General features: G+C 69.0%; 19 protein-coding genes. 10 read left to right on the top strand and 9 right to left on the bottom strand.

Going from position 1 to position 22379, the window contains the following annotated elements; all coding sequences use genetic code 11:
• Positions 1-207: 207 nt before the first annotated feature.
• Both ACNTMW_RS10625 and ACNTMW_RS10620 read left to right on the top strand, forming a co-directional pair.
• The gene (locus tag ACNTMW_RS10625; RefSeq protein WP_426633269.1) at positions 208-1851 is read left to right on the top strand and encodes a methyl-accepting chemotaxis protein; all 1644 of its coding nucleotides are present in this window, start codon (positions 208-210) and stop codon (positions 1849-1851) included.
• Between the two features lie 109 nt (positions 1852-1960).
• On the top strand, positions 1961-2737 hold the full coding sequence (locus tag ACNTMW_RS10620; protein WP_426633268.1) for a class I SAM-dependent methyltransferase: 777 nt from the start codon (positions 1961-1963) through the stop codon (positions 2735-2737).
• An 88-nt stretch (positions 2738-2825) separates the two neighbouring features.
• Here the strand turns inward: ACNTMW_RS10620 and ACNTMW_RS10615 are convergent, their stop codons facing one another.
• Positions 2826-3416 carry a DinB family protein gene (locus tag ACNTMW_RS10615; protein WP_426633267.1) on the bottom strand — a complete coding sequence of 197 codons (591 nt, stop codon included), beginning with the start codon at positions 3414-3416 and terminating at the stop codon, positions 2826-2828.
• A 230-nt stretch (positions 3417-3646) separates the two neighbouring features.
• Here ACNTMW_RS10615 and ACNTMW_RS10610 point away from each other — a divergent pair, with 230 nt between their 5' ends.
• Entirely contained in the window at positions 3647-4138 is a 492-nt protein-coding gene (locus ACNTMW_RS10610; protein ID WP_426633266.1) for a GNAT family N-acetyltransferase, read from the top strand.
• Between the two features lie 409 nt (positions 4139-4547).
• Entirely contained in the window at positions 4548-5060 is a 513-nt protein-coding gene (locus tag ACNTMW_RS10605; RefSeq protein WP_426633265.1) for a hypothetical protein, read from the top strand.
• A gap of 70 nt (positions 5061-5130) precedes the next feature.
• On the opposite strand, the gene ACNTMW_RS10600 is transcribed toward ACNTMW_RS10605, so the two are convergent.
• The 4 genes from ACNTMW_RS10600 to rfbB form a co-directional block, all read right to left on the bottom strand.
• A complete protein-coding gene (locus ACNTMW_RS10600) occupies positions 5131-6441 on the bottom strand; it encodes a polysaccharide biosynthesis protein (RefSeq protein WP_426633264.1) in 1311 nt (436 codons plus the stop codon).
• Positions 6438-7139 (bottom strand): glycosyltransferase family 2 protein, encoded by a 702-nt coding sequence (locus tag ACNTMW_RS10595; protein WP_426633263.1) that lies wholly within the window; start codon positions 7137-7139, stop codon positions 6438-6440. The genes ACNTMW_RS10600 and ACNTMW_RS10595 overlap by 4 nt, the downstream gene beginning before the upstream one ends.
• Positions 7126-7491, bottom strand: a complete 366-nt coding sequence (locus tag ACNTMW_RS10590) for a DUF2304 domain-containing protein (RefSeq protein WP_426633262.1) — start codon at positions 7489-7491, stop codon at positions 7126-7128. The genes ACNTMW_RS10595 and ACNTMW_RS10590 overlap by 14 nt, the downstream gene beginning before the upstream one ends.
• 154 nt (positions 7492-7645) lie before the next feature.
• Positions 7646-8629, bottom strand: coding sequence for a dTDP-glucose 4,6-dehydratase (gene rfbB, locus ACNTMW_RS10585; protein WP_426633261.1), 984 nt, complete (start codon positions 8627-8629; stop codon positions 7646-7648).
• 103 nt (positions 8630-8732) lie between these two features.
• Here rfbB and rfbA point away from each other — a divergent pair, with 103 nt between their 5' ends.
• Both rfbA and ACNTMW_RS10575 read left to right on the top strand, forming a co-directional pair.
• The gene (gene rfbA, locus ACNTMW_RS10580) at positions 8733-9602 is read left to right on the top strand and encodes a glucose-1-phosphate thymidylyltransferase RfbA (protein WP_426633260.1); all 870 of its coding nucleotides are present in this window, start codon (positions 8733-8735) and stop codon (positions 9600-9602) included.
• 12 nt (positions 9603-9614) lie between these two features.
• Positions 9615-10220, top strand: coding sequence for a dTDP-4-dehydrorhamnose 3,5-epimerase family protein (locus tag ACNTMW_RS10575; RefSeq protein ID WP_426633259.1), 606 nt, complete (start codon positions 9615-9617; stop codon positions 10218-10220).
• A 123-nt stretch (positions 10221-10343) separates the two neighbouring features.
• On the opposite strand, the gene ACNTMW_RS10570 is transcribed toward ACNTMW_RS10575, so the two are convergent.
• On the bottom strand, positions 10344-11987 hold the full coding sequence (locus tag ACNTMW_RS10570; protein ID WP_426633258.1) for a DUF2142 domain-containing protein: 1644 nt from the start codon (positions 11985-11987) through the stop codon (positions 10344-10346).
• 424 nt (positions 11988-12411) lie between these two features.
• The gene (locus ACNTMW_RS10565) at positions 12412-13950 is read right to left on the bottom strand and encodes a glycosyltransferase family 39 protein (protein WP_426633257.1); all 1539 of its coding nucleotides are present in this window, start codon (positions 13948-13950) and stop codon (positions 12412-12414) included.
• Positions 13951-14282: 332 nt separating this feature from the next.
• Here ACNTMW_RS10565 and ACNTMW_RS10560 point away from each other — a divergent pair, with 332 nt between their 5' ends.
• Genes ACNTMW_RS10560 through ACNTMW_RS10545 form a run of 4 tightly spaced genes read left to right on the top strand, consistent with a single transcriptional unit; the run spans position 14283 to position 18682 of the window.
• The gene (locus tag ACNTMW_RS10560) at positions 14283-15182 is read left to right on the top strand and encodes a glycosyltransferase family 2 protein (RefSeq protein ID WP_426633256.1); all 900 of its coding nucleotides are present in this window, start codon (positions 14283-14285) and stop codon (positions 15180-15182) included.
• A gap of 14 nt (positions 15183-15196) precedes the next feature.
• Entirely contained in the window at positions 15197-16159 is a 963-nt protein-coding gene (locus tag ACNTMW_RS10555) for an NAD-dependent epimerase/dehydratase family protein (RefSeq protein ID WP_426633255.1), read from the top strand.
• Positions 16159-17406 (top strand): acyltransferase family protein, encoded by a 1248-nt coding sequence (locus tag ACNTMW_RS10550; RefSeq protein WP_426633254.1) that lies wholly within the window; start codon positions 16159-16161, stop codon positions 17404-17406. Before ACNTMW_RS10555 ends, ACNTMW_RS10550 begins: the two co-directional genes overlap by 1 nt.
• A gap of 31 nt (positions 17407-17437) precedes the next feature.
• Entirely contained in the window at positions 17438-18682 is a 1245-nt protein-coding gene (locus tag ACNTMW_RS10545) for a mannosyltransferase family protein (protein WP_426633253.1), read from the top strand.
• 205 nt (positions 18683-18887) lie between these two features.
• Here the strand turns inward: ACNTMW_RS10545 and ACNTMW_RS10540 are convergent, their stop codons facing one another.
• Together ACNTMW_RS10540 and ACNTMW_RS10535 are read right to left on the bottom strand one after the other, a co-directional pair.
• Positions 18888-20189, bottom strand: coding sequence for an acyltransferase family protein (locus ACNTMW_RS10540; protein ID WP_426633252.1), 1302 nt, complete (start codon positions 20187-20189; stop codon positions 18888-18890).
• Positions 20190-20224: 35 nt separating this feature from the next.
• Entirely contained in the window at positions 20225-22204 is a 1980-nt protein-coding gene (locus ACNTMW_RS10535; protein ID WP_426633251.1) for a hypothetical protein, read from the bottom strand.
• Positions 22205-22379 lie beyond the last annotated feature (175 nt).

The following is a 22379-nucleotide window of genomic DNA, read 5'->3' as shown; positions in this document are numbered from 1 at the left end:
TCTGGTTACGTCGACCGTGACCGGGTGACGGGTGTCAGGCCGGTGGTCGCCGCGCAACTGCGGCACAGGCGTCAGGCGAGGGTCGCGATCCGGTATCCGGCCGCATGCAATCCGGTTGATCAGTTCTCCTGCCTGTCTTCGACAACCGACAGTTACTCGGAGAGACCGTCACCCGATCACGCGGTCTCCGGTAACCGAGGAGCGTGAATGTCTGTGGTGGTGACCGGGCACGGGAATGATGTCCGGACCGCGCGGCGGGCCAGCGTGTGGGTGCGATGGCTGGTCGACCGCAAGCTCAACACCAAGATCGTGTTGGCGATCGGTGTGATGGCCCTCGTCGCGAGCGGTGTCGGCGTCCTGTCCGTTTCCCGGATGGCCAGCCTGAACGCCTCCAGCCACGACCTGTACACCGAGGGCATGCTGCCGGTCCAGCAGATCGACAAGGTGGCGCTGGACATGGCGGTGGCGCGGCGCACGGTGCTCAACCATGCGGTGTCGAGCACGGCGGAGTCGATGGCCAACAACGAGCGGATGCTCAAGGACAACCTCGCCTCGGTCGAGGCCAACCTCGCCGCGTACGAAAAGATGAGTGCCGACGCCCACCTGGTGCCGGAACTGCGCGCGACCTGGGCGCAGTACGAGAAGGCGGTCAACGAGCAGACGCTGCCGGCCAGTCGGAGCGGTGACAAAGTGGCCATCGAACGGATCCGTGACACCGTTACCGCGCCGCTCACCACGAAGGCGGAGGAGATCATCACGAAGCTCGTCGAAGCCGAGGTGTCGGCGGCCGAGCGGCAGTTGGCCGACAGTGACCACACCTACCGCTCCGCGCGTACCCTCGTGATCGCCCTGTTGGCGGCCGGGCTCGTGCTGGCGTTCGGCTTCGGTGTCCTCGTGGCGCGGATGGTGGTATCCGGGGTGAGGAGGGTGGCCTACGTGGTCGCCGGCCTGGCCATCGGCGACCTGACCCGATCGGCCGGGGTGGCCAGCCGCGACGAGGTCGGCCAGATGGCCGACGCACTCGATGCCGCGACCGCCACACTTCGCGACACGATGCAGAAGGTCGGGGACAGCAGCGAGGCGCTCGCCAGCGCCTCGGAGGAGCTGTCGGCGGCCAGTCAGCAGATCGCCGCCGGTGCGGAGGAGACCTCTGTGCAGGCCGGGACCGTGTCCGCGGCCGCCGAGCAGGTCTCGCGCAACGTGCAGACCGTCTCGGTTGCGTCAGAGGAGATGGGCTCCTCGATCCGCGAGATCGCCGGCAGCGCCGCCGAGGCCGCCCGGGTCGCCGAGAGCGCGGTGAGCGCGGCGCAGTCGGCGAACAGCATCGTGTCCCAGTTGGGGAGGTCCTCCGTCGAGATCGGGAACGTGGTCAAGGTCATCACCTCGATCGCCGAGCAGACGAACCTGTTGGCCCTCAACGCCACCATCGAGGCGGCGCGCGCGGGCGAGGCGGGCAAGGGGTTCGCGGTCGTGGCCAGCGAGGTCAAGGACCTCGCCCAGGAGACCGCGAAGGCCACTGAGGACATCTCGCGGCGCATCGATGCGATCCAGGACGACAGTGAGGCGGCGGTGCAGGCGATCGCGCAGATCGGTGACGTCATCGAGACGATCAACAACCACTCCACCACCATCGCTTCAGCGGTGGAGGAACAGACCGCCACCACCGGCGAAATCGGGCGTAACGTCACCGAGGCCGCGACCGGCTCGGCCGAGATCGCATCCAACATCACCGGGGTGGCCAACGCGGCTCAGACCACCACCGCCGCGGTGGCCGACTCCCGACGCTCGGCGGAAGAGCTGGCGCGCATGTCGGGTGAGCTGCAGCGGTTGGTCGGCCAGTTCCGCTACTGACCCCGAACCGGTGTCGATCGGGTGCCGACGCGGATCCGCGTCGGCACCCTACGTTCCGCGCCGGAAATCACGGGCGGACACCGGTGTCCGAGATCGTAAGGTGCTCGCCATGACGACGGAACGGGTACGGGCGAGAGTGTTCGGCGAGGTAGCCGATGAGTACGACCGGATTCGACCCGGTTATCCGGCCGTACTCATTGACGATGTGCTGAGCTATGCCCGGCTCGGCGAGGTGGCCGCGCTGGAGGTCGGCGCCGGCACCGGCAAGGCGACGCTGGCGTTCGCGGCGCGCGGTGTCGGTATCACGGCTGTCGAGCCCGACGCGGCGATGGCCGCTGTGCTCGCTCGCCGGGCGAGTGGACGGTCGGACGTCGTCGTGCGGGTCTGCGGGTTCGAGGAGTACGTCCCGGAGCAGCCGTTCGGTCTGCTGTTCAGCGCCCAGGCCTGGCATTGGACCGATCCGGCGGTGAGGTGGCAGAGAGCCGCTGCGGCACTGGTCCCGGGCGGGACGCTCGCGCTGTTCTGGAACGGCGACCGCCCGGCAGACCCGGCGGTGGTGGCCGAGATCGTCGCCGCACACCGGAAGTACGCCCCCGAAATCGTGCCGGACACCGGGCCGGTCGACGACGCCGGGCTCGTCACCTCGTGGCCGTACCCGGAACTGGAATCGTCGCCGCAGTTCGATGACCTGTCGCCGCGGCTCTACCGGTCACAGCGAACGCTGACTGCCTCCGACTACGTGGCGTACCTGTCCACCCAGTCGGCCTACCGGATGCTCGACGAGGCGGCACGCACCAGACTCTTCGAAACGATCGTCCGCCGGGTCGGTGACTGCGTCACCCTGGACGTGCAGACCGTGCTCTATCTGGCCCGACGGACGCCCTGACCACGATGCGGGCCCGAGATGGACACCGACCGGCGGGCGGCGGAAGCCGGGGTGGCCGTGGCTCGGCGGAAGGTCGGCGCTCAGCGGGTCAGACCGAACCGGCCTGTCGCGCGACGCGCTCCAACCGGTCCCGATAGCCCTCCCACCACGCCTGGTCGACCGGTGCCATGTTGTCGTTGCCGTCCCGGAGTCCGGCGGCCCCGTCGATGAGTTCCCGGACGATGTCGGCGTGACCGGCGTGCCGGTCGGTCTCGGCGATCATGTGTACGAGGATCCGGTGCAGCGTGACCTCGCGCCGGTCCTCCGGCCACCACGGCACATGGCCGACCCCGTCCAGCGTGAGCGCGTCGATCGTGGCGTCCGAGTGCGCCCACACCCGCCGGTACAGGCCGACGATCTGCTCCCGCGACTCCTCGGCGGTGGCCCACATGTCGGCGTTCGGCTCGGCGTCGTCGGCGAACCACGGCAGCGGCTCGGCGAACGGCCGGCCGAACGTTTCACCGAAGTACCCCGCCTCGACGCTGGCCACGTGCTTGACCAGGCCCAGCAGGTTGGTACCGGTGCGGACCAGCGGGCGACGGACGTCGTACTCAGACAGCCCCTCCAGCTTCCACAGCAGCGCCTCACGGGCGGCCTGCAGGTAGCGATGAAGATCCGCCTTCGCGTCTGATCCAGCCATGCCGGACAGCCTGGCATCAACGGCCGTCGAGGGCAACGCCGTCAGATGCCCGGGTCACCCGACAGTGGGGGTCGGGGTTCCGGTCGGCGGCCGGAGCGGGTGGTGGCGACAGTTAATGGATTGAGCGCGAAATCCAGCGCGTGGTACGACTGCCCATCGCAACTGATGATCACGGACCTGGCGAAGGGCTGGCCGACATGGTGCTCGGGGACCTGGTGAAACTACGGCCGATGGAGCCGTCGGATGCCGAGGCGCTGTGGCGGTGGAACCATGACCCTGAGGTGATGCGCTGGATGTCCGACGGCTACGCCCAGCCACTGGCCCAGGTCAGGAAGCGGCTGGAGGAGCGGCCGCGGAACGCGTACGACAGCCTCCTCTGCGGGGTCGAGGTCCGCGCCGACGGGAAGCTCATCGGTCTGGTCACCCTGCACGGCGCCGAGCCTGAGACCGGGTGCGCCGAGTTCGACATCTACCTCGGTGAGAAGGAGTACTGGGGACGCGGATACGGCACCGACGCGACGCGGACGATCTGCCGGTACGGCTTCGAGAAGATGCGCCTGCACAAGATCTCGCTCACCGTCGTGACCGAGAACCACTCCGCTCAGCACGTCTACCGGAAGGTCGGCTTCGTCGAGGAGGGCCGCCTGCGTCAGGTCTTCCGGCGCGACGGCCGCTGGTACGACATGTTCACCATGGGCCTGCTGGAAGGGGAACTCCGCTAGGCCGGCCAAGGGGACGTGCCGCGTGCACGGACGGCAACGGACGTCGCCGGACACTGTCGGACACTGTCGGACATCGTCGGATCATGGCGGACAACGAATGTCGGACGGATCGGCCTCAATCAGTACGAGTCCACATCGTCCGGACGATGCTCGGCTGGTCCATCCGGACAGTGTTTCCCGGCACATCACCGACAGGCAGACTTTCACCGCGAATCGGGCGATCATGGCAGTGGTGGGAGATGCCCGCGACTGATGCCGACCACAAATTGACCTGAAATCTTTCGCAACTGTGGCAGCCGTCACTGATGCTCTCGGGCCGGGCCGGCGAGGGTGGCGATCACCGCCCGCGACGACGCGGGCGGGTCGTGGATCACACCTGGAGACAGTCTCCGCACGGGAAGGGAGTGTCATGCCGGTCGGGCGACACCGCAAGCCTCGGTCCCGTTGGATGCTCGGCGCGTATCTGACCGTCGGCCTGGTCGCGGGTGGTGCCGCGGCAGCGCAGTTCCTGCCCGATGCGATGGCGATGTCCGGCCCACCACAGCAGGTCGGCCTGCCGAGCGCCACACCCGTCGCCACCGGTCTGGCCGGACTGGCCCCGGCGCCGGTGGACGCGCCGGTGGGCCTGGTGAACTCGCCGACGCCGAGTCCGGTGCCGACCAGCGCCACCAGCGTCCCGCAGGCGCAGCCGCAGGCCGTCGTACCACCACCGGCGAAGCCGGCCGCCCCGGCGGCGCCGCAGGCGAGGCGTACGACCACGCCGCCCGCGCCGCCCGTCGCGCCAAGGCCCACCGCCACCACCGCCGCGCCGACCCCCACGACTCCGGCGGCGCCCCCGAGCAGCCCGGCGCAGTCGGACCCGGCGCCCACTCCGAGCCGTCCGGCGCCGGTACCCTCCGACAGCCCGTCGCAGTCGAGCTGACGGGTGGAGTTCCGCTCAGCGAGCTGACGGTCCGAGTCCCGTCCGCCGATGTCGCTTCCGGTCGCGACCGTCAGTCCGCGGCCCGGGCGGCCCGGGCGGCCGCCGCGGCCGGCTCCGGCGTCGCCGGCACCACCGGCGCGTGCCGGGACCAGGCGAACGGCGCCAGTACCGGGATGACCACGAACGAACCGATCGCGAACGCCAGCTCCACCCGCAGCCGGACGTCACCCGGGCCGAGAGTGACCGCGACCAGCGCCACGGTGCCGACCAGCCAGCCGAGGGTCTGGGCGGCGTGCCGGCCCCGGGCCACCACGGCCGGGCCGATGACGCTCGCGACCATGTACGCCAGGGTGCCCGCGGTCAGCCAGGCGAAGCCGCCCCGGCCGAGCACGTCCGGCTGCCCGAACAGGAGCGGGACCAGATCGGGGCCGACCGCGATGGCGAACACCCCGCCGGCCACGCCGAGCAGGACGACCACCCCCACCGCGCGGACCAGTACCCGCCGGTACCCAGGAATGTCGCCACCCGCGAGCGCGCGGGTCAGCGCCGGTAGCAGGGACGCCTGCAGCGCGGCGAACACGAACAGCGGCATCCGCGCCAGCTGCAGCGCGTTCAGCAGCGAACCGGCGAACGCGGTGTCACCCGGTGACAGGATCTTGACGTTGATGACACCGATGTTGACGATGACCTGCATCAGTAGGTTCGAGGCGAGCAGCAGGCCGAGGCCCCGGCAGAGCGCGCGCAGTGTCACCGGCGCCCCGGTGCCCAGTCCGCGCAGCACGGCGGGCAGGGTCAGCACGACCGACGCCAGTGGCGCCACCGCGAGGATCAGCGCGTACGCCAGCGGTGAGCGGACGCCGGCCACGCCGAGCCCGACGGCGATCGCCATCCGCAGGCCGCCGTCGACCGCGAGCTGGGTGCCGTACCAGCCGAAGCGGCCGAGCCCGGACAGGATGCCGCGGGACGTGTGCTCACAGGCCAGCCCGGCCAGGGCGCCCCAGAGCACCGCCACCATCAGCCGGTCGCCCTCGAAGAGCAGTCGGGACAGCGGGCCCGCGGCCAGGCCGAGGACCACCACCAGCAGCGCCAGCAACCCACCGGCGAACACACCGGCCGTCCGCAGCACCGGCGCGACGCCCTCACCGGCGACCGCGCGGGCGGCGACCAACCGGGAGACCTCCTGCTCCACCGGCAGGAACAGGCCGATGCCGACCGAGAAGACCAGCGCCCACAGCACCGACACCGACGAGTAGTCGGCCGGGGCACCCTTCAGGGCGTGACCGGCCACCGCGAGGTGGACGTACGACGCCAGTCCGAGCACGGCCAGTCCGCCGCCGACCACGATGGTGCCGGCGGGTACGGCGCGGAGCAGCCGCTTCACTTGCGGACGAGGGCGAGCAGAAGGACGATCATCGAGCGGAGCAGGTACACCGTCGACTTGAGCGGGTTCGCGCTCGGGGTGCCGGCCATGCGGGGGCGCATCGCTACCGGTACCTGCCGCACGGCGTAGCCGTGACGGATGGCCCACACGGCGGTGTCGATGGTGTCGCCGAGGTACTCCACCGGGAGCCAGCGGGCATACCCCTCGATCAGCGGCCGACCGCAGACCCGGAATCCCGACGTGGTGTCGGTCAGCCTGGTGCGGGCCATCTTGCTGAGCACGAATGACAGCAGCGACATCGCCCACCAGCGTGGCCCCCGGGCGTGGTACTCGCCCTCCCCGGCGAACCGGGCACCGATCACGAGGTCGGCACCGTCCAGCGCGTCGATCAGTACCGGAACGTTGCGCGGGTCATGCTGGCCGTCGGCGTCGAGTTGGACCGCGACGTCGTAGTTGTGCCGGAGGGCGTACAGGTAGCCCAGCCGCCGCGCACCGCCGACCCCCAGGTTGTACGGGAGAATGGTGACGACCGCGCCCGCCGCGCGGGCGATGTCGGCGGTGTTGTCGCTGGAACCGTCGTCGACGACCAGCACATCGACGTACGGCAGTTCGGCGCGGACCTCGGCGATGACCTTGCCGATCGATTCGCCCTCGTTGTACGCCGGAATGATGATCAGGACGCGCTTATCGCTCGTCATGGCTGAGCTCCCTGGAATCCAGCTCGGCGAGGCGGGTGCGGATGAGGGCGACTTCCTCGGCGAGGGTGCGGGTCTCCTCTTCGAGGCGGCTGACTTCCCAGCTCAGATGCGTAGAGATCAGCAGCAGGAGGAGCAGACCGAGGAAGAGCACGAGGCTGGCGCCGGAGGCGATGCCGATCAGCCGGGCGAAGGAGTCGAGTCCGCGGGGGAACACGGCCAGCGGGACCACGCCGATACCGACGACGATCCACAGTACGGCGTACTTCTCGCGCAGCTGGCGTCGCCGCAGCAGTTCGAAGATGACGAACAGCAGGGCGAGACCGACGATGGCGGTGAGGACGTTGAGCTTCATGCGGATGCCTTCCGCGACGTGGGGGATCCCGGTCGAGCACGAGCATCGAGGAGGATCTCATCACATGGTGCCAGGCTCGGACAGTCGTCCCCCACCCGGCCGGCGTCGTACCCGCCGAGGCCGCCGGTCACGCCGGCGACCAGGGCGGTAACGCTCACAACCCCGCCTTCGCGCGGAGCGGCTCCCACCAGCTCCGGTTTTCGGTGTACCAGCGGACCGTCTCGGCCAGGCCGGTGTCGAACGGCACCCGGGGCTGGTAGCCCAGCTCGTTCGAGATCTTCGTGATGTCCACCGAGTACCGTCGGTCGTGGCCCTTGCGGTCGGCCACGTAGTCGACCCGCTCCCAGCCGACACCGCAGGACTCCAGCAGCAGGCCGGTCAGTTCCTTGTTGGTCAGCTCGGTGCCACCGCCGATGTTGTACACCTCGCCGGACCGGCCCCCGGTCAGTGCCAGTGCGATGCCGTGGCAGTGGTCGTCGACGTGCAGCCAGTCGCGCACGTTGCCGCCGTCGCCGTACAGCGGGACGTTGCGGCCGTCGATCAGGTTGGTGACGAACAGGGGGATGACCTTCTCGGGGAACTGGTACGGCCCGTAGTTGTTGGAGCAGCGGGTGACGACCACGTCGAGGGAGTGGGTGCGGTGGTACGCCAGCGCGAGCAGGTCCGAGGAGGCCTTGGAGGCCGAGTACGGCGAGTTGGGCGCGAGCGGCCAGTCCTCCGGCCAGGAGCCGGACTCGATGGAGCCGTACACCTCGTCGGTCGACACGTGCAGGAACCGGCCGGTGCCGTGCCGCAGCGCCGCGTCCAGCAGGGTCTGGGTGCCGAGGACGTTCGTGACGACGAACGGCGTCGCGCCACCGATGGAGCGGTCGACGTGCGACTCCGCGGCGAAGTGGACGATCGCGTCGTGGCCGGGCACCACGTCGTTGACGAGATCTGCGTCACAGATGTCGCCCTGGACGAAGGTGAGTCCGGGGTGGTCGGCGACCGGGTCCAGATTGGCCCGGTTGCCGGAGTAGGTGAGTTTGTCGAGAACGGTCACCGAGGCGTCGACAATTCCGACCCGCTCTCCGGCGAGAACGGTCCGCACGAAGTGGGATCCGATGAAGCCGGCGCCGCCGGTGACGAGGATTCTCATGAGTACCGGACTATAGCGCCCGACCTCTCCTATTCGGGCGTGCCTCCGACCGGGACCGACCATGCGGTGTGGCGCGGTGTCGGGCTCCGTCTAAGCTGTCGCGGTGCGTGGAATCGTTCTCGCTGGTGGCACGGGATCCCGGCTGTGGCCCATCACCAAGGCCGTGTCCAAGCAACTTATGCCTGTCTTCGACAAACCCATGATCTATTACCCGCTGTCCACGCTGATGATGGCGGGCGTTTCCGAAATATTGATCATCACGACCCCTGAGGACCAGCCGCAGTTCCAGCGCCTGCTCGGCGACGGTTCGCACGTCGGGCTGACCCTCGAGTACGCCGTCCAGGAGCGCCCCGAAGGCATCGCCCAGGCGTTCCTCATCGGGGCGGACTTCATCGGCGACGAGTCGGTGGCGCTCATTCTCGGGGACAACATCTTCTACGGCGTCGGTCTCGGCCGGCAGCTCGCGGCGAACAGGACCGTCACCGGGGGCCGGGTCTTCGCGTACGCCGTCTCCAACCCCGAGGAGTACGGGGTGGTCGAGTTCGACCAGGAGGGCCAGGTCCTCTCCCTGGAGGAGAAGCCCGAGAAGCCCCGGTCGTCGTACGCGGTGCCCGGCCTGTACTTCTACGACAACCGGGTGGTCGAGATCGCCCGCGGATTGAAGCCGAGCGCGCGTGGCGAGCTGGAGATCACCGCCGTCAACGAGGCGTACCTGCGCCGCGAGCAGTTGCGGGTGACGGTGCTCGACCGGGGTACCGCATGGCTGGACACCGGTACGTTCACCTCGCTCGTGCAGGCCGCCGAGTTCGTGCGGGTCATCGAGGAGCGGCAGAACCTCAAGGTCGGCTGCATCGAGGAAGTGGCCTGGCGGATGGGGCTCATCGACGACGCCCGGCTGCGGGAGCTCGCGGAGCCACTGGTCAAGAGTGGCTACGGCACCTACCTGCTCGGACTGCTCGACCGTGCGTACTAGGGAAGGCTGAGCATGAAGATCCTGCCCCTGTCGATCGACGGCGCCTACCAGGTCGTGCCGGTGCTGCACGGTGACGCGCGCGGCCTGTTCACCGAGTTCTACCGGTACGACAAGCTGGCCGACGTGGTCGGTCATCCGCTGCGGTTGGCGCAGGGCAACATGTCGGTGTCGAGCCGCGGCGTGGTCCGCGGCATCCACTTCGCCGACGTGCCCCCCAGCCAGGCCAAGTACGTCCAGTGCGTGCGCGGCGCGGTGCTTGACGTCATCGTGGACCTGCGCGTCGGCTCGCCGACGTTCGGCCGTTGGGAGGGCGTGCGCCTCGACGACGTCGACCGGCACGCCGTCTACATCGCCGAGGGCCTAGGGCACGGCTTCTGTGCGCTCACCGACGACGCCACGCTCGCCTACCTGTGCTCGGAGACCTATGCGCCGGGCCGCGAGCACGCGGTACACCCGCTCGACCCCGACCTGGCGATCGAGTGGCCGGCCGACGCGCCGCAACTGTCGGCGCGTGACGCCGCGGCGCCGAGGCTGGCGGAGGCCGTCGACAGCGGGCTGCTGCCCCGGTACAGCGACTGCGTCGACTTCTACGCCGCCCAACGGGCCACCGGTCGCTGACACCCCGCGTCAGGCGGAGACGGATCACTCGTTCCTAACCGGCAGAACGCGCTCGCAACGGACAGAAACAGACAGCCGCCCCAGGGAATCCCGTTCCCTGGGGCGGCTGTCTGTCGACTGTGGCTACGAGGCGTTGTTCGGTAGCGGCGTCCGGTCCTCGTCGTCCGGGGTGAGGTCGGTGTCGGCCATCATCGGCGTCCGTTCTGCCGGTGCGTCCTGCGGGGCGGCCTCCGCCTCCGGGTCGCCCAGCGCCGCAGCCAGACGGGGCCCCCGCCAGAACGCGGGCAACAGCAGCGCCAGGCCGAGGATCATCGCCACGACCGGAAGCAGGGAGCCGGTCGGCGGGTGCCAGTCACCGGCCAGTGGGTTCAGTCGCCCCAGCCCCGGCATGTGGTACGCGCCCCGCTGCCACCGCACCATCGCGTAGACCAGCAGCGCCAGGTGGGCGGGCACCATGAGCAGGCAGAACAGTTTGGTCAGGGTGTGCGACTGCTTGGCGTTCAGCAGTCGCCGCTCGACGATGAACGCACCCAGCAGCGGCATGCCGACGAGCAGCGGCAGCATGTACCGGCCGCCGATGATGAAGCCGGTGACGTTGGCCTCCTTGACCTGCAGGATGCCGGGAGCGACCACGCCACCGAGGAACAGGATGAAGAACCGCCACCGGTCCGCCCAGGTGCCGATGGTCAGCGCGAAGAGGACCAGCGCGGCCACCGGGCAGACCCACATCCAGTAGAAGGGCAGGGGCATGAAGATGTCGAACCAGCCGGCGACGCCGACCATACCCTGCAGGAAGGTTTCCCAGCTGTTGAAGTAGTGCAGTGCGGCCTGCCCGGTGCCGAAGTGGTACCGGTTGTCGGGGGGCGGCACGAGTTGGCCGGCACCCGAGGCGAGTACCCAGATGACCGCGAAGGCGAGCGACGCGAGGACCCCGTACGTCCACCGGCGCACCAGTCGGTGGCTCCACAGGGCGTGCAGGCGCGCCCGGCTCTGCGGGATGAGCAGCGCGCCCAGGGCGAACGCCAGCCACAGCGGGCCGAGGCTGCGCAGGGGCGCCAGCAGTACCGCGCCGGTGCCGGTGAGCCAGATCAGCGACGACTTCGAACTGCCGCCCGGTTTACCCAGCAGCAGCGGAATCCCGCCGCAGAAGAGCGCGATTCCGGCCGTGATCTCGAGGCCGTTCGGGTTCACCGCACCCGCCAGGTGGGCGAGCATCGGGGTCGCGGACGCCAGCAGGCCGGCGAGCATCAGGCCGTAGCGGGACCACCGCAGCAGCGTGACGAATGCCCAGGCCAGGATCGCCGCCGACAGTGCGGAGCTGATCAGTCGGGACAGCACGAGACCGCCCCAGCCCGGCCACAGCTTCAACGGCAGTCCGACCATCGCGTAGTAGATGGGGCTGTACCGGCCCGCACTGGACGGGGCGTCGATCAGCGGACCACCGGAGATCGGCTTCTGGCACGCGGCCGACTTCTCCGGCCAGAAGCCCCAGCATCGCGCCGGGTGGTAGAGCCCCTCGGGGACCTTCTGGTAGGCGCCGGCGCCGGAGTTGTTCTCGCCCCAGATGACCACTGTGGGCTTCGGCAGGATCTGGCCCGACAGCACACCGTAGGCCCGGATGCCGTGCTGTACCTCGTCCGGAGGAGCGTCGTACGGCGCCGCCAGCGACCACCCGGTGAAGACCAGGAAGAAACCGAGGAAGACGAGGATCCACTGCTTGCGACCTCCGGACCAGTTCAGCCTGGAAGTCAGCAACTCCTTACTCACAGTGATACCAGCCCCTGTCGATATGTGCTGACGCTCCTGCCAGCGCTGGGTGACCCCGGCAGATACTACGCTGAGGACACCAACGGCTATATTCATCCCCGTTCGGCGCCCGATCGGTCGGCAATGGCCGGAGTTGCCGTGACAACACCTGGAAACCGTCCCGTTATCGCCCCGAACGTCGCTGGCAGGGCTTCGAAATCCTGCTCGGTGGCACCGGGAGTTCCCGTTCGGTTACCTGTGGTAAGGCTGAGATGTCGATCCGCCGAACGTGCGTCATCGTCGCGGACGCGACGGCTCGCACGGCCGATATCCCGGTCAGACGTGGAGGCCGGCGGACGTCAGGCGCCGCGGTCTCCCCGGTGCGGACACCGGACTCGGGGGCGCTTGTGCCACGGCCGGCCCTCCGGTGGCCCGTGGGCCTCTCTCACTTGTGCTGGATCAGCGCAACCGTCATGCCGGACGGGTAGGTGACGTAGACCTGCTCGTAGTTTGTCGCGAGCAACGCCCGCTCGGGGTCGGCGAAGTCGCCGAAGGCGAGCTGCCGCTTGTACGGGAGAACAACCCAGATGCGGCGCTCGTTACCGAAGCACCGCGCCGGCACCGCGCACTCGGTGCCGTAGAGCTCGTTGTTCTCGGCCGCCGACTTGTCCAGGAAGACGGTGTGCAGCTTGACGTTCTTCGGCAGGTAGTAGTTGATGCCCTTGTCGTGCATGAACCACCAGACTCCAGGCAACTGCGGGTAGCCGATCGCGTCACCCGGCTGGTAGTTCCTGGCGATGATGGTGGCGGCCTCCCGGTAGGCCAGCGGCACCGAATCACGCGGGTCCGGGTAGGTCAGGTACGAGTGCGACAGCGCCCCGCGCATGGCGATCTGGCCGGGAACAGCCAGCACCGCCAGAACTCCGACGCCGGCCGCGGGGACCGCCACCCGCAGCAGTCCCGTCCGCCACCGCCACGCGGTCAGACCGGCGCCGGCCAACACCGCCCAGAGCGGCACGACGAAGAGAAGGTACTTGGAGAAGAAGTAGTTCAGGTTGCCGAGCGAGGCCAACCACACCACCAGTACCGGGACCAGCGCCGCTGCCACCGGGAAGACCGTCCGCCGGCGGTGCCCGATCACCGCCAGGACCACGAGCGCCGTCACCGCCCATGCCACCCAGGCGGAGGCGAAGGTCCGCGGCCACACCACCAGCACCGAGTGGGACTGCCCGTTGATCCAGTGGATCTGCTGGACGGCCTGATGATTACCCAGGTAGAGAACCGGAAGAGTGGGGACCGCGCCGCACGCCACCGCCAGCCCGAACGTCAGCAGTGTCCGCCCGGTCCTGCCGCGCCGGTCGTGGAGCAGGACCGCGACCAGGTGGCCCGCCACCACGGAGAGCGCGACCGCGTTGAGGCAGCCGATCGCGGTGACGCAGGCCGCGTAGCCGGCCCACGCCCAGACGGACGACCGCTCGAGGGCGACAAGGAGAACGAGCGTCGCCAGTGCGACGAACAGGACGACGCAGGCGTAGGACCTAGCCTCCTGGGCGAACCTGGTGACGGCCGGAATCATGGCGAACACCAGACCGCCGGCGATCCCGGCGGATCGGCCGAACAGTCGCTGACCGAGCAGGGCGACACAGGCCGCCGCACCGGCCATGGCCATCACGGACGGGGCCCGCATGGCCAGCGGCGAGTCGCCGAAAACGCGGACCCAGCCGTGCATGAGGAGGTAGTACGTGCCGTGCACGGCGTCGACGTGCCGCAGCAGTGCCAGGATCTGCCTGGTGGACCGGGCTGTCACGTCGATCGTGACCAGCTCGTCCTGCCACATCTCCGGCAGCCTGATGCGCCACAGGCCCATCCCGCCCATGACGATCATGGGCCAGAACCAACTGCTCCGTAGCACCCGCAGGACGATGCGCTCGGGCGCCGGATGCGAGTCACGGTCCACCGCGGACCCGACCGGGTCCGACACCACTGCGACAGCGTCGTCTGGCAATGCAGTCCGATCTACTCGATTCGCCGGCACGGAAGCGTGGGCTCGGCCGAGCCTAGGATAGTTCTGCCGGGGACACCACAGGCCGAAAGAGTGGGATGTCCGAAATCGAGCTATCGGGCGGTTTCTGCTGGCCGGTCGGGCGCAGGGCTTCCGCGATACGGTTCGCCGCCGACGGGGCGTCACTACGATCTGACACCGGATCCGGACGCGATGGGTCGGCGTTGCAGCGCCTCCGAGCGCCTTGCTAGGGTCGCCGGGATATCGTCTGCCTCTGCACGCTCATCAAACGGATAGGTTTCTGGCCGGTCATCATGACGTTCGACATCATGCTGCCGTACTACGGCGACGTCGCGCTGATGCAGGCGGCCGTCCGGAGCGTCATGGCGCAGTCCGACCCCGACTGGCGTCTCACCGTCGTCGACGACGGACGGGAGCCCGGGGTCCCCGGGTGGTTCGCGCAACTGGGTGACGATCGGGTGCGTTACCAGCGCAACGCCGAGAACCTCGGCGTGACCGGGAACTACCGGAAGTGCGTCGGCCTGGCCGAGCACGAGTACATGGTCATGATGGGCACCGACGACATCATGTTGCCCAACTACCTGGCCGCCCTGCGCTCGGTCCTGAAGGAGTACCCGGGCGTCGGCATGATCCAGCCCGGCGTGGAGGTCATCAACGGGGCCGGCGAGGTCACGAACACGCTGGCCGACGAGGTGAAGCGGCGGCTGTACGCGCCGAAGGTCCGGACCCGGCGCCTGATGGGCGGCGAGGAGTTGGCCACCAGCCTGCTGCGCGGCTGCTGGTTCTACTTCCCCTCCATCTGCTGGCGCACCGACGCCATCCGCAAGGTCAACTTCCGTGACGGCCTCACGGTCATCCAGGACCTCGCGCTGGTCATCGATCTCATCCAGGAGGGTGAGCAGATGGCCGTCGACTCCACCGTGTGCTTCCGGTACCGCCGTCACACGGTGAGCGTGTCCGCCGCCGGAGCGCTGGCGGGCACCCGGTTCACCGAGGCGCGCGACTACTTCCTCGAGGCGGCCGAGGCGATGGAGCGCCAGGGCTGGCCGCGGGCCGCCCGGGCCGCCCGCTGGCACGTGTCGTCGCGGCTGCACGCCGCGACCCTGCTGCCGGCCGCCGTGCGGGCGGGGAACAAGGAGGGGATCCGGAGGCTTTCTCAGCACGCCTTCGGCCCCAGCAGCCGGTCGAACTGAGGCGGGACAAGCATATGGACTCGGTGGACGCCGTCCCGGCCGGTCGACGGCCGCGGGTAGCCGTACTCGGTGGCACCGGCTTCGTCGGGCGTCCGCTGTGCCGGGCACTCGACCGCCTCGGGTACGAGGTCGTCGTGGTGGCGCGACGGGCGCCGGCGCACCACGACGGTCACCGGGTACGCGTGCTCGATCTGGCGTACGCCGACGTCGCCGACGTCGCCGACGTCTTCCGTGCCGAGGACGTCCGCGTCGTGGTCAACGCCGCCGGCGGGATGTGGGGCCTCACCGACGAGCAGATGGTCGCCGCCAACCTCACCCTGGTGGAGAAGGTGATCGAGGCGGCGGGGACCCTGTCCCGCCGGCCGCGCCTGGTGCAGCTGGGCAGCGTCCACGAGTACGGTCTGGTCCCCATCGGCACCTCGATGGACGAGGACACGCCGCCGAAGCCCGTCAACGCGTACGCCGAGTTGAAGCTCCGCTGCACGGAGGCGGTGGTCGACGCGACCGGCCATGGCGTCGTCGACGGCGTCAGCCTACGGATCGGGAACGTCGTCGGCGCCGGCCAGCCGCGGGTGAGCCTGCTCGGCGTCGTGGTGGAGCAGCTCTGGCAGGCGCACCGGGAGGGCCGGCCGGCCGTCCTCGAGACGGGACCGCTGGGATCGCTGCGTGACTTCGTCAACCTCTCCGACGTTGTACAGGCCATCACGACCGTGGTGTCCGTCCCGGAGCTGCCCGCCCGGATCTTCAACATCGGGACAGGTCAGGCGACCAGCGCGCGCGACATGGTGCGGCTGTTGATCGAGATCAGCGGGGTGCCGACCGAGCTGATCGAGGCGGAGTCCGCGGCCGCCGAGCCGACCTGGCAGCAGATGCGCATCGACAGGGCACGTGAACTGCTCGGATGGTCGCCGGCCGGCGACCTCAGGGATGGGGTCAAGGAACTGTGGGAGCACCAAGCCGAGAACGCCCGCGGCTGATGGGCGGCCTTTCGTTCACCAGATCACGGGGCAGCCTGGCCGAGCTGTACTCGGGGCGTGACAACGGCATCGGCTTCATCCGCCTGATGCTCGCCGTCGGCGTCGTGCTGTCCCATTCCAAGCCGCTCGGTTTCGGCGCTCACGACCTCGGCTACTACCTGTTCAACCGGCAGACCAACATCGGCACGATGGCCGTGTACGGCTTCTTCGTGCTGTCCGGCCTGCTGATCACCCGTAGCGCACGTCGTGCGTCCATCGGTCGGTACGCCTGGCACCGCGCGCTGCGGATCCTGCCCGCCCTGTGGGTCTGCCTCGCGGTCACCGCGCTGGTGGTCGCGCCGTTGGTCGCCCTACGCGAGCACGGCAACCTCAACGGCTTCTGGCACGGCCCGAACGGGCCGTTCAACTACATCACCGCCAACATGTGGACCGGCCTGCGACAGGTCGGCATCCACGACCTCCTTGCCGCGACGACGCCCTGGGGTCGGCACACCGGCGGCAGCGTCTTCGACGGCGCACTGTGGTCGCTGGCGTACGAGATGCTCTGCTACATCATCATCGGCCTGCTGGCGGTGACCGGTGTGCTGCAGAACGCGCGACGGTTCGTGCTCCTGCTCACCGTCGCCACCTACGGCGTGATCGTCATGGACTACTGGCAGTCGGCGAGCTGGACCGGGCCGGTGGCCGGCGTCTACACCACCAAGGTCGCGCCGCTGCTGGGCGGGCTGTCCTTCCAGTGGATCGTGTACCTGGGGTTCCTGTTCCTCCTCGGTGGCATCTTCGACCTGTACCGGGAGCGGATCCCGATCCACGACGGGCTGGGGGTCGCGTCCGCGATCGTCTTCGTCGGCACGCTGTTGACCGGCGGCTTCTTCGTTCTCGGCCTGCCGGCTTTCGCGTACCTGCTGATCTGGCTGTCGGTGCGGATGCCGCGACGGCTGCACTGGGTGGGCCGGAAGAACGACTACTCGTACGGCATCTACATCTACGGTTTCGTGGGTCAGCAGGTGTTCGCGAGCCTCGGGTACAGCCGGTGGGGCTATGTGCCCTTCGCCGCCATCTCCCTCGTCGCGGCCTTCGTGGCCGCTTACCTTTCCTGGCACCTGGTGGAGCGGCACGCGCTGGCGCTGAAGGGCTGGGCGCCGCGGATCGGTGGCAACAGGCCAACTCCACCCGAAACCGGCGAGGGGGGCTCGCCGGAGCGGGCCGGCGATCCGGCGCTGCTGCCGACCGGAACGAAGGTATGACGGTTCGCATCATCCTCCTAGACTCACGCAGGTGAATGTGGAAGTACTGGACGAGCAGTCCGAGGTGGACCGGGAAACGGCCGAGGCGGAGTCGACCGAGGACCAGGCGCCCTCGGGTCGGCCTTGGCGGCGGGCACTGCTGGCCGGCCTACTGATCTGGATCTCCAGCCGGGTCGGACTGGCCGGCGTGACAGCCATAAGCTGGATCAGTCAGGGGACTCCTCACCTCACGGTGCGGGCTGTGGCGTACAAGTGGGCCATGCAGTGGGACTCCACCTGGTTCCTTGCGATCGCGCAGCAGGGTTATGTAAGGGACCCCGACGAGTCCCAGGCGGCGTTCTTCCCGCTGTACCCGGCCCTCGTCCGACTGTTCGCGCCGGTGTTCTTCGGCAAGATCTGGGTTTCCGGGCTGTTCGTGGCGAACGTGGCACTGCTCGCCGCGCTCGTGCTGCTGTACCGCCTGACCGAGCACGAGTTCGGCCGTGCGCCGGCCGGACGTTCCATCTTCTACCTGGTCGCCTTTCCGACCGGCTTCTTCCTGACCGCCGCCTACAACGAGGGCCTGTTCATCGCGTTGATGGTCGCCGCGGTGTACGCGATGCGGCGCGGCCACTGGTGGTGGGCCGGTGTCGCCGGCGCGTTCGCGGCGAGCGCGCGGTCGGCCGGGATCCTGCTGGTGTTGGCGTTCGGGTTCGAGTACCTGCGCCAGCACGGTCGGCGGTTGCGCCTCGACGTGCTGGCGATCGGTCTCATGCCGCTCGGGCTCGTCGCCGTGATGATCGTCGACAAGCTCTCGTTCGGTAACCCGTTCGCCTTCTCCGACAGCCAGTCCGCGCACTGGGGACGGCATCTGAGCTGGCCGTGGACCGCCATCGTCGACAGTGCCTCGATGCTGGGCGCCGACGACATGTGGCGTGCGCCGTTCAGCGACATCTGGGCGCACAACGTCCTCGAACTGGGCACGACGCTGCTGGCGCTCGTCCTGGTCGGGTTGGCCTTCGTCGGTCCATGGCGGGTGAGGCGCGACCAGTTGGTGCTTCCGCTCCTCGGTCTGGGACTGATCCTCTTCATGGTGAGCTTCCCGTCGTCGTTCAAGGCCGACATCCCGTCCCCGCTGGTGTCCACCTCCAGGATCGGAATCGAGGTGTTCCCCGCGTTCATGATGATGGGTCGTCTCGGTCGGAACCCGTGGATCGACCGGACGCTCCTGGCGCTCTTCCTGCCGATGCAGGGCATCCTGGCCGCGCACTTCCTGCACTCCGGTTGGGTCGCTTGAGCCGTGCGGGACGGCCGCGTCCTGTTGCGATGATCCACTGGTGGCGCCCCGTTCTGTTGCGGTGACCCACCGTCGGCGTCCCGCCCGCCGGGGAGCGGCGGTCAGCCCTTCCTCGATGGGACCGCATGGCGGTCGAGAGGCGATCGGGGCGCCGGTCGGCGCCCCGATCTCGCGTCAGGCGTGGTGCGGGGCGGTGGTGTCCCGCTCACAGCCCCGTTCGCGCTCCGCCGTGGCCGCCGGTCGGCTGCCCGAGCGAGAGGGACGTGGCGCCGTTGGGCATGTCGCCGGAGCCGACGGAAGCTCCGTTCGAGCCGGAGGGCCCGTCACTCCGGGCGACGGTGATCCGCGGTGTGGCGGTGCCGACCTGTTCGATGCCGCGTACGAGCATGCGCTTCATCCGGGGCGCCAGGGGCCGTTCGATGAGGCGGTGTGCCAGCCACGCCAGTAGCAGCATCGCCGTCACGGTGCCGACCAGCAGCGGCCACTTCGGCACCGAGCCGTGCAGGCCACGGATGATGGTCAGTCCGATGTTCTGGTGCATCAGATACACCGGGTACGTGAGGACGCCGGCGACCGTGAGCCAGCGCCAGCGGGCCCAGGACAGCCAGCCGAGCGCGACCGCGGCGATCGCCACGAAGAACGCGGTGATCAGAAGAGCCGAGTAACGCCACTCCATTGACGTCTTCAACATGCCGTTCATGTACGTCGTGGCGCCGTACGCGTCGCGCTGGGCCTGCAGCCAGCACAGCCCCACGATTCCCCACAGCAGCGGCGTCTGGCCGAACCGGTGGATGAGGTAGAGGGCGATCCCGGCGATGAAGTACCACGAGTACACCGGCATGACGACGTTGTTGAGCACGCTGATGTTGGATGACGAGGCGACCAGCGATGCGACGCCCCACAGCGCGCAGAACAGCACGACCCGTCGGTAGGTCAGGCCCCGCCAGACGACGATCGCGAACAGGAGGTAGAAGCGCAGCTCGACCCAGAGCGTCCAGTAGACGGAGTCGACGTGGGGAATGCCGGCGGCCTCCTGGAGCATCGTCAGGTTGGAGAGCACGTCCGACAGGGAGTGCGGCGGCTTGATCGCCGAGATCTGGGAGGCGATCGGGTGCATCACCGTGACGACGAGGGCGGTGAACAGGACCGCGAACCAGTACACCGGGTAGAGCCGCACGGTCCGGGAGACGAAGAAGTCCCCGAGCTTGCGGTCCCAGCTGCTCATGCAGATGACGAAGCCGCTGATGATGAAGAAGAACTGGACGCCGAGGTAGCCGTAGGTGCTGACCGGGTAGAGCCACGGAAAGATCTCGTGGTTCTTCGCCCCCCAGATGTTGGTGAACTCCGTGCCGACGTAGTGGAACATGACGACGAGCAACGCGGCGACCAACCGCAGGCCGTCGAGCGCTGCCAGGCGGCTGCGGGTTTGTGCGGAACCGCGGCCGCCGGAACTTCCATTGGCTGGCGTAAAACTGTTCGTCCTTTGGGGCGATTGGTCAGAGAGCACGCCGCACGGTACCTCGACGTACGTCGTGATGTCGATTACCGGGTACGGGTCGTCGTTCGTGCCGGTTGAGGACGGTATCCGGATGGTGGTAGCGCCACCGCGGTGTAGGTGCGGAACTCGACCGTCCAGCCCGGGGGCACGAACGAGGCGCAGTCCAGCGGCTGCTCCGGGATCAGGCAGACGACGGCGTCGACGGTGGTGGGCGACGGCGCCGGGTGACCTGGGACGGTCGACTTCAGGCTGACCACGTCACGGTCCTTGAACAGCAGCCACAGCGGGTACTCGTACCCGTCAAGGTCTGCCATGCCGATCCGGTGCGCACCGGCCGCCTTCACCGTAGAGGCCGCCCAGAGATAGTCGGACTCGGCGCGCGGGGAGCGGGCGAAACGGGTCTCCAGCGGGTCCGTCGTAAGGACGGACTGCGGTCCGTACAGCGGACGCGGGGTACCGAACAGGAGCGTGTGGGCACCGCCGATCCCGGCGACGACCACGGCGAGGATCAGCCCGGCGGTCGCCACGACACGGGGGAGCGCCGCACGGGCGTGCCGGGCCAGCGCGTCGACGGCGACCCCGACCAGCGGCGCGGCGGTGGCCAGGCCGGGCAGGACCAGCCGATTGATGTACAACTGCCACTTGAGCGTCGCGACGAACCCGATTGCCACGGCGACGCAGGTCAGTGCGTATCCGAGGATGCGTGGGTCGCGCCAGCGCCGTACCAGGCAGTAGACCAGCCCAGCGGTCAGGGCGACCACCTGTACGGGGAACGGTGCGCTGTCTTCGTCCTCTCCGGCGTAGTACGCGGGGAACGACGGGCCAAGCGTGATGGTCTGGTCTCCCACGTCGACGTGGAGCGCTCGGGCGAAGCGCGTGACAGCCCGCGCCGTCAGGTCGTCAACCTTGAGGTTCGGCACCATTGTCGCCGTCTGTGCCATGCGGGCCGCGTTGACCACCAGCGCCACCGGGTCGTGGCGCTGCATGGCGTGGTGTCGCACGACCTCCGGCCCGAGCGGGTGTCCGTAGGTCACCGTCATCCGGGTCAGGAACGGTGCATTGATCGCGAATGCGATGGCCGCGACCGCGACCGCCACGCCGGCGAGCTTCGCCGCGGACCGCGTCGACCGTACCCGCCATGCGCGGGCCACGAACCACAGCGCCACAGCGAGACCGCCGGCCACCATGCCGGTCGACTTCGTCAGTATCGCCAGGCCGAGAGCGCCTCCGAGTAGCGGCACGTCCCAGGCGCTCATGCGGTTCCAGGCCGCGTCGACAGCAAGGGTGGCGGCACAGGCGGCCCATGCCGCAGCGACGAGGTCCGTCTGGGTGCTGGTGGCCTGAAGCAAGGTCATCGGCGTGGACACGATGAGGAACGCCGACGCCAGTTGCCCCATGCGGCCGGCTCCGAGTTGGGCGGCGACCCGGGACACCGCCAACGCGCAGAGCAGGGCCCCGCCCCACTGGATCAGGTTGTACAGGCCGTCCCCGCCCGTCAACAGCCGAAGGTGCAGCAGCAGGTATTCGGCGCCCGGCGCCAGCGCGGCCTGCTGGAAGACGTTCGTCGGGTACATGCCGACCGACCCGTTGCGCACCCACTGCTCTACCTTGGGCAGGTGGTACGCCTGGGAGTCCACGTTGTTCGGCTCGGCCACCAGCGCGATCAGGAGGGTCCCGGCGGCGAACAGGGTGAGCCCGGCGATGACGAGCCATTCGACCAGCCCGAGGCCTGACCACGTCAGCCGGTCCCGGGCCGGAGCTCCCCGCCGGTACCGGATCATCGCGCCGGCCGCCGCGGCGACGAGACCCACCAGCCACACGATGCTGGCGCCGGTCCGGTTGAGCATTCCGATCGCGGACAGCAACTCGTTGCTCAGGATGGCGTACGCACCGACAACCACCGCGGCGCGGATCACGGCGAGCCGCTCTCGCCCCACCACCTGGTCGGTAGGGCGCAACGCGTACGTCGTCGCCGCAACCGTGGCAACGGGCAGCGTAGCGAGCGCGAGAGCGAGCGGACGCATGCGACCACAACTCCTAGGGACGAACCGTTACCTGGGGACAGAACGGGCAATTTGGATGCAGGAGTCCTAGACCACCCCGCCGATGGTGATCTCGGAAGCAAGAACGATATTCCATCGGGCACCGCCGCGGAGACCGCCACGGTCGGGGACGACACGTCGCCGTGGCGCAGGGGCG

It is taken from the genome of Planosporangium spinosum (genome assembly GCF_049999945.1).
GTDB lineage: Bacteria > Actinomycetota > Actinomycetes > Mycobacteriales > Micromonosporaceae > Planosporangium > Planosporangium spinosum.
This window is presented reverse-complemented; position numbering and strand designations above follow the sequence as displayed.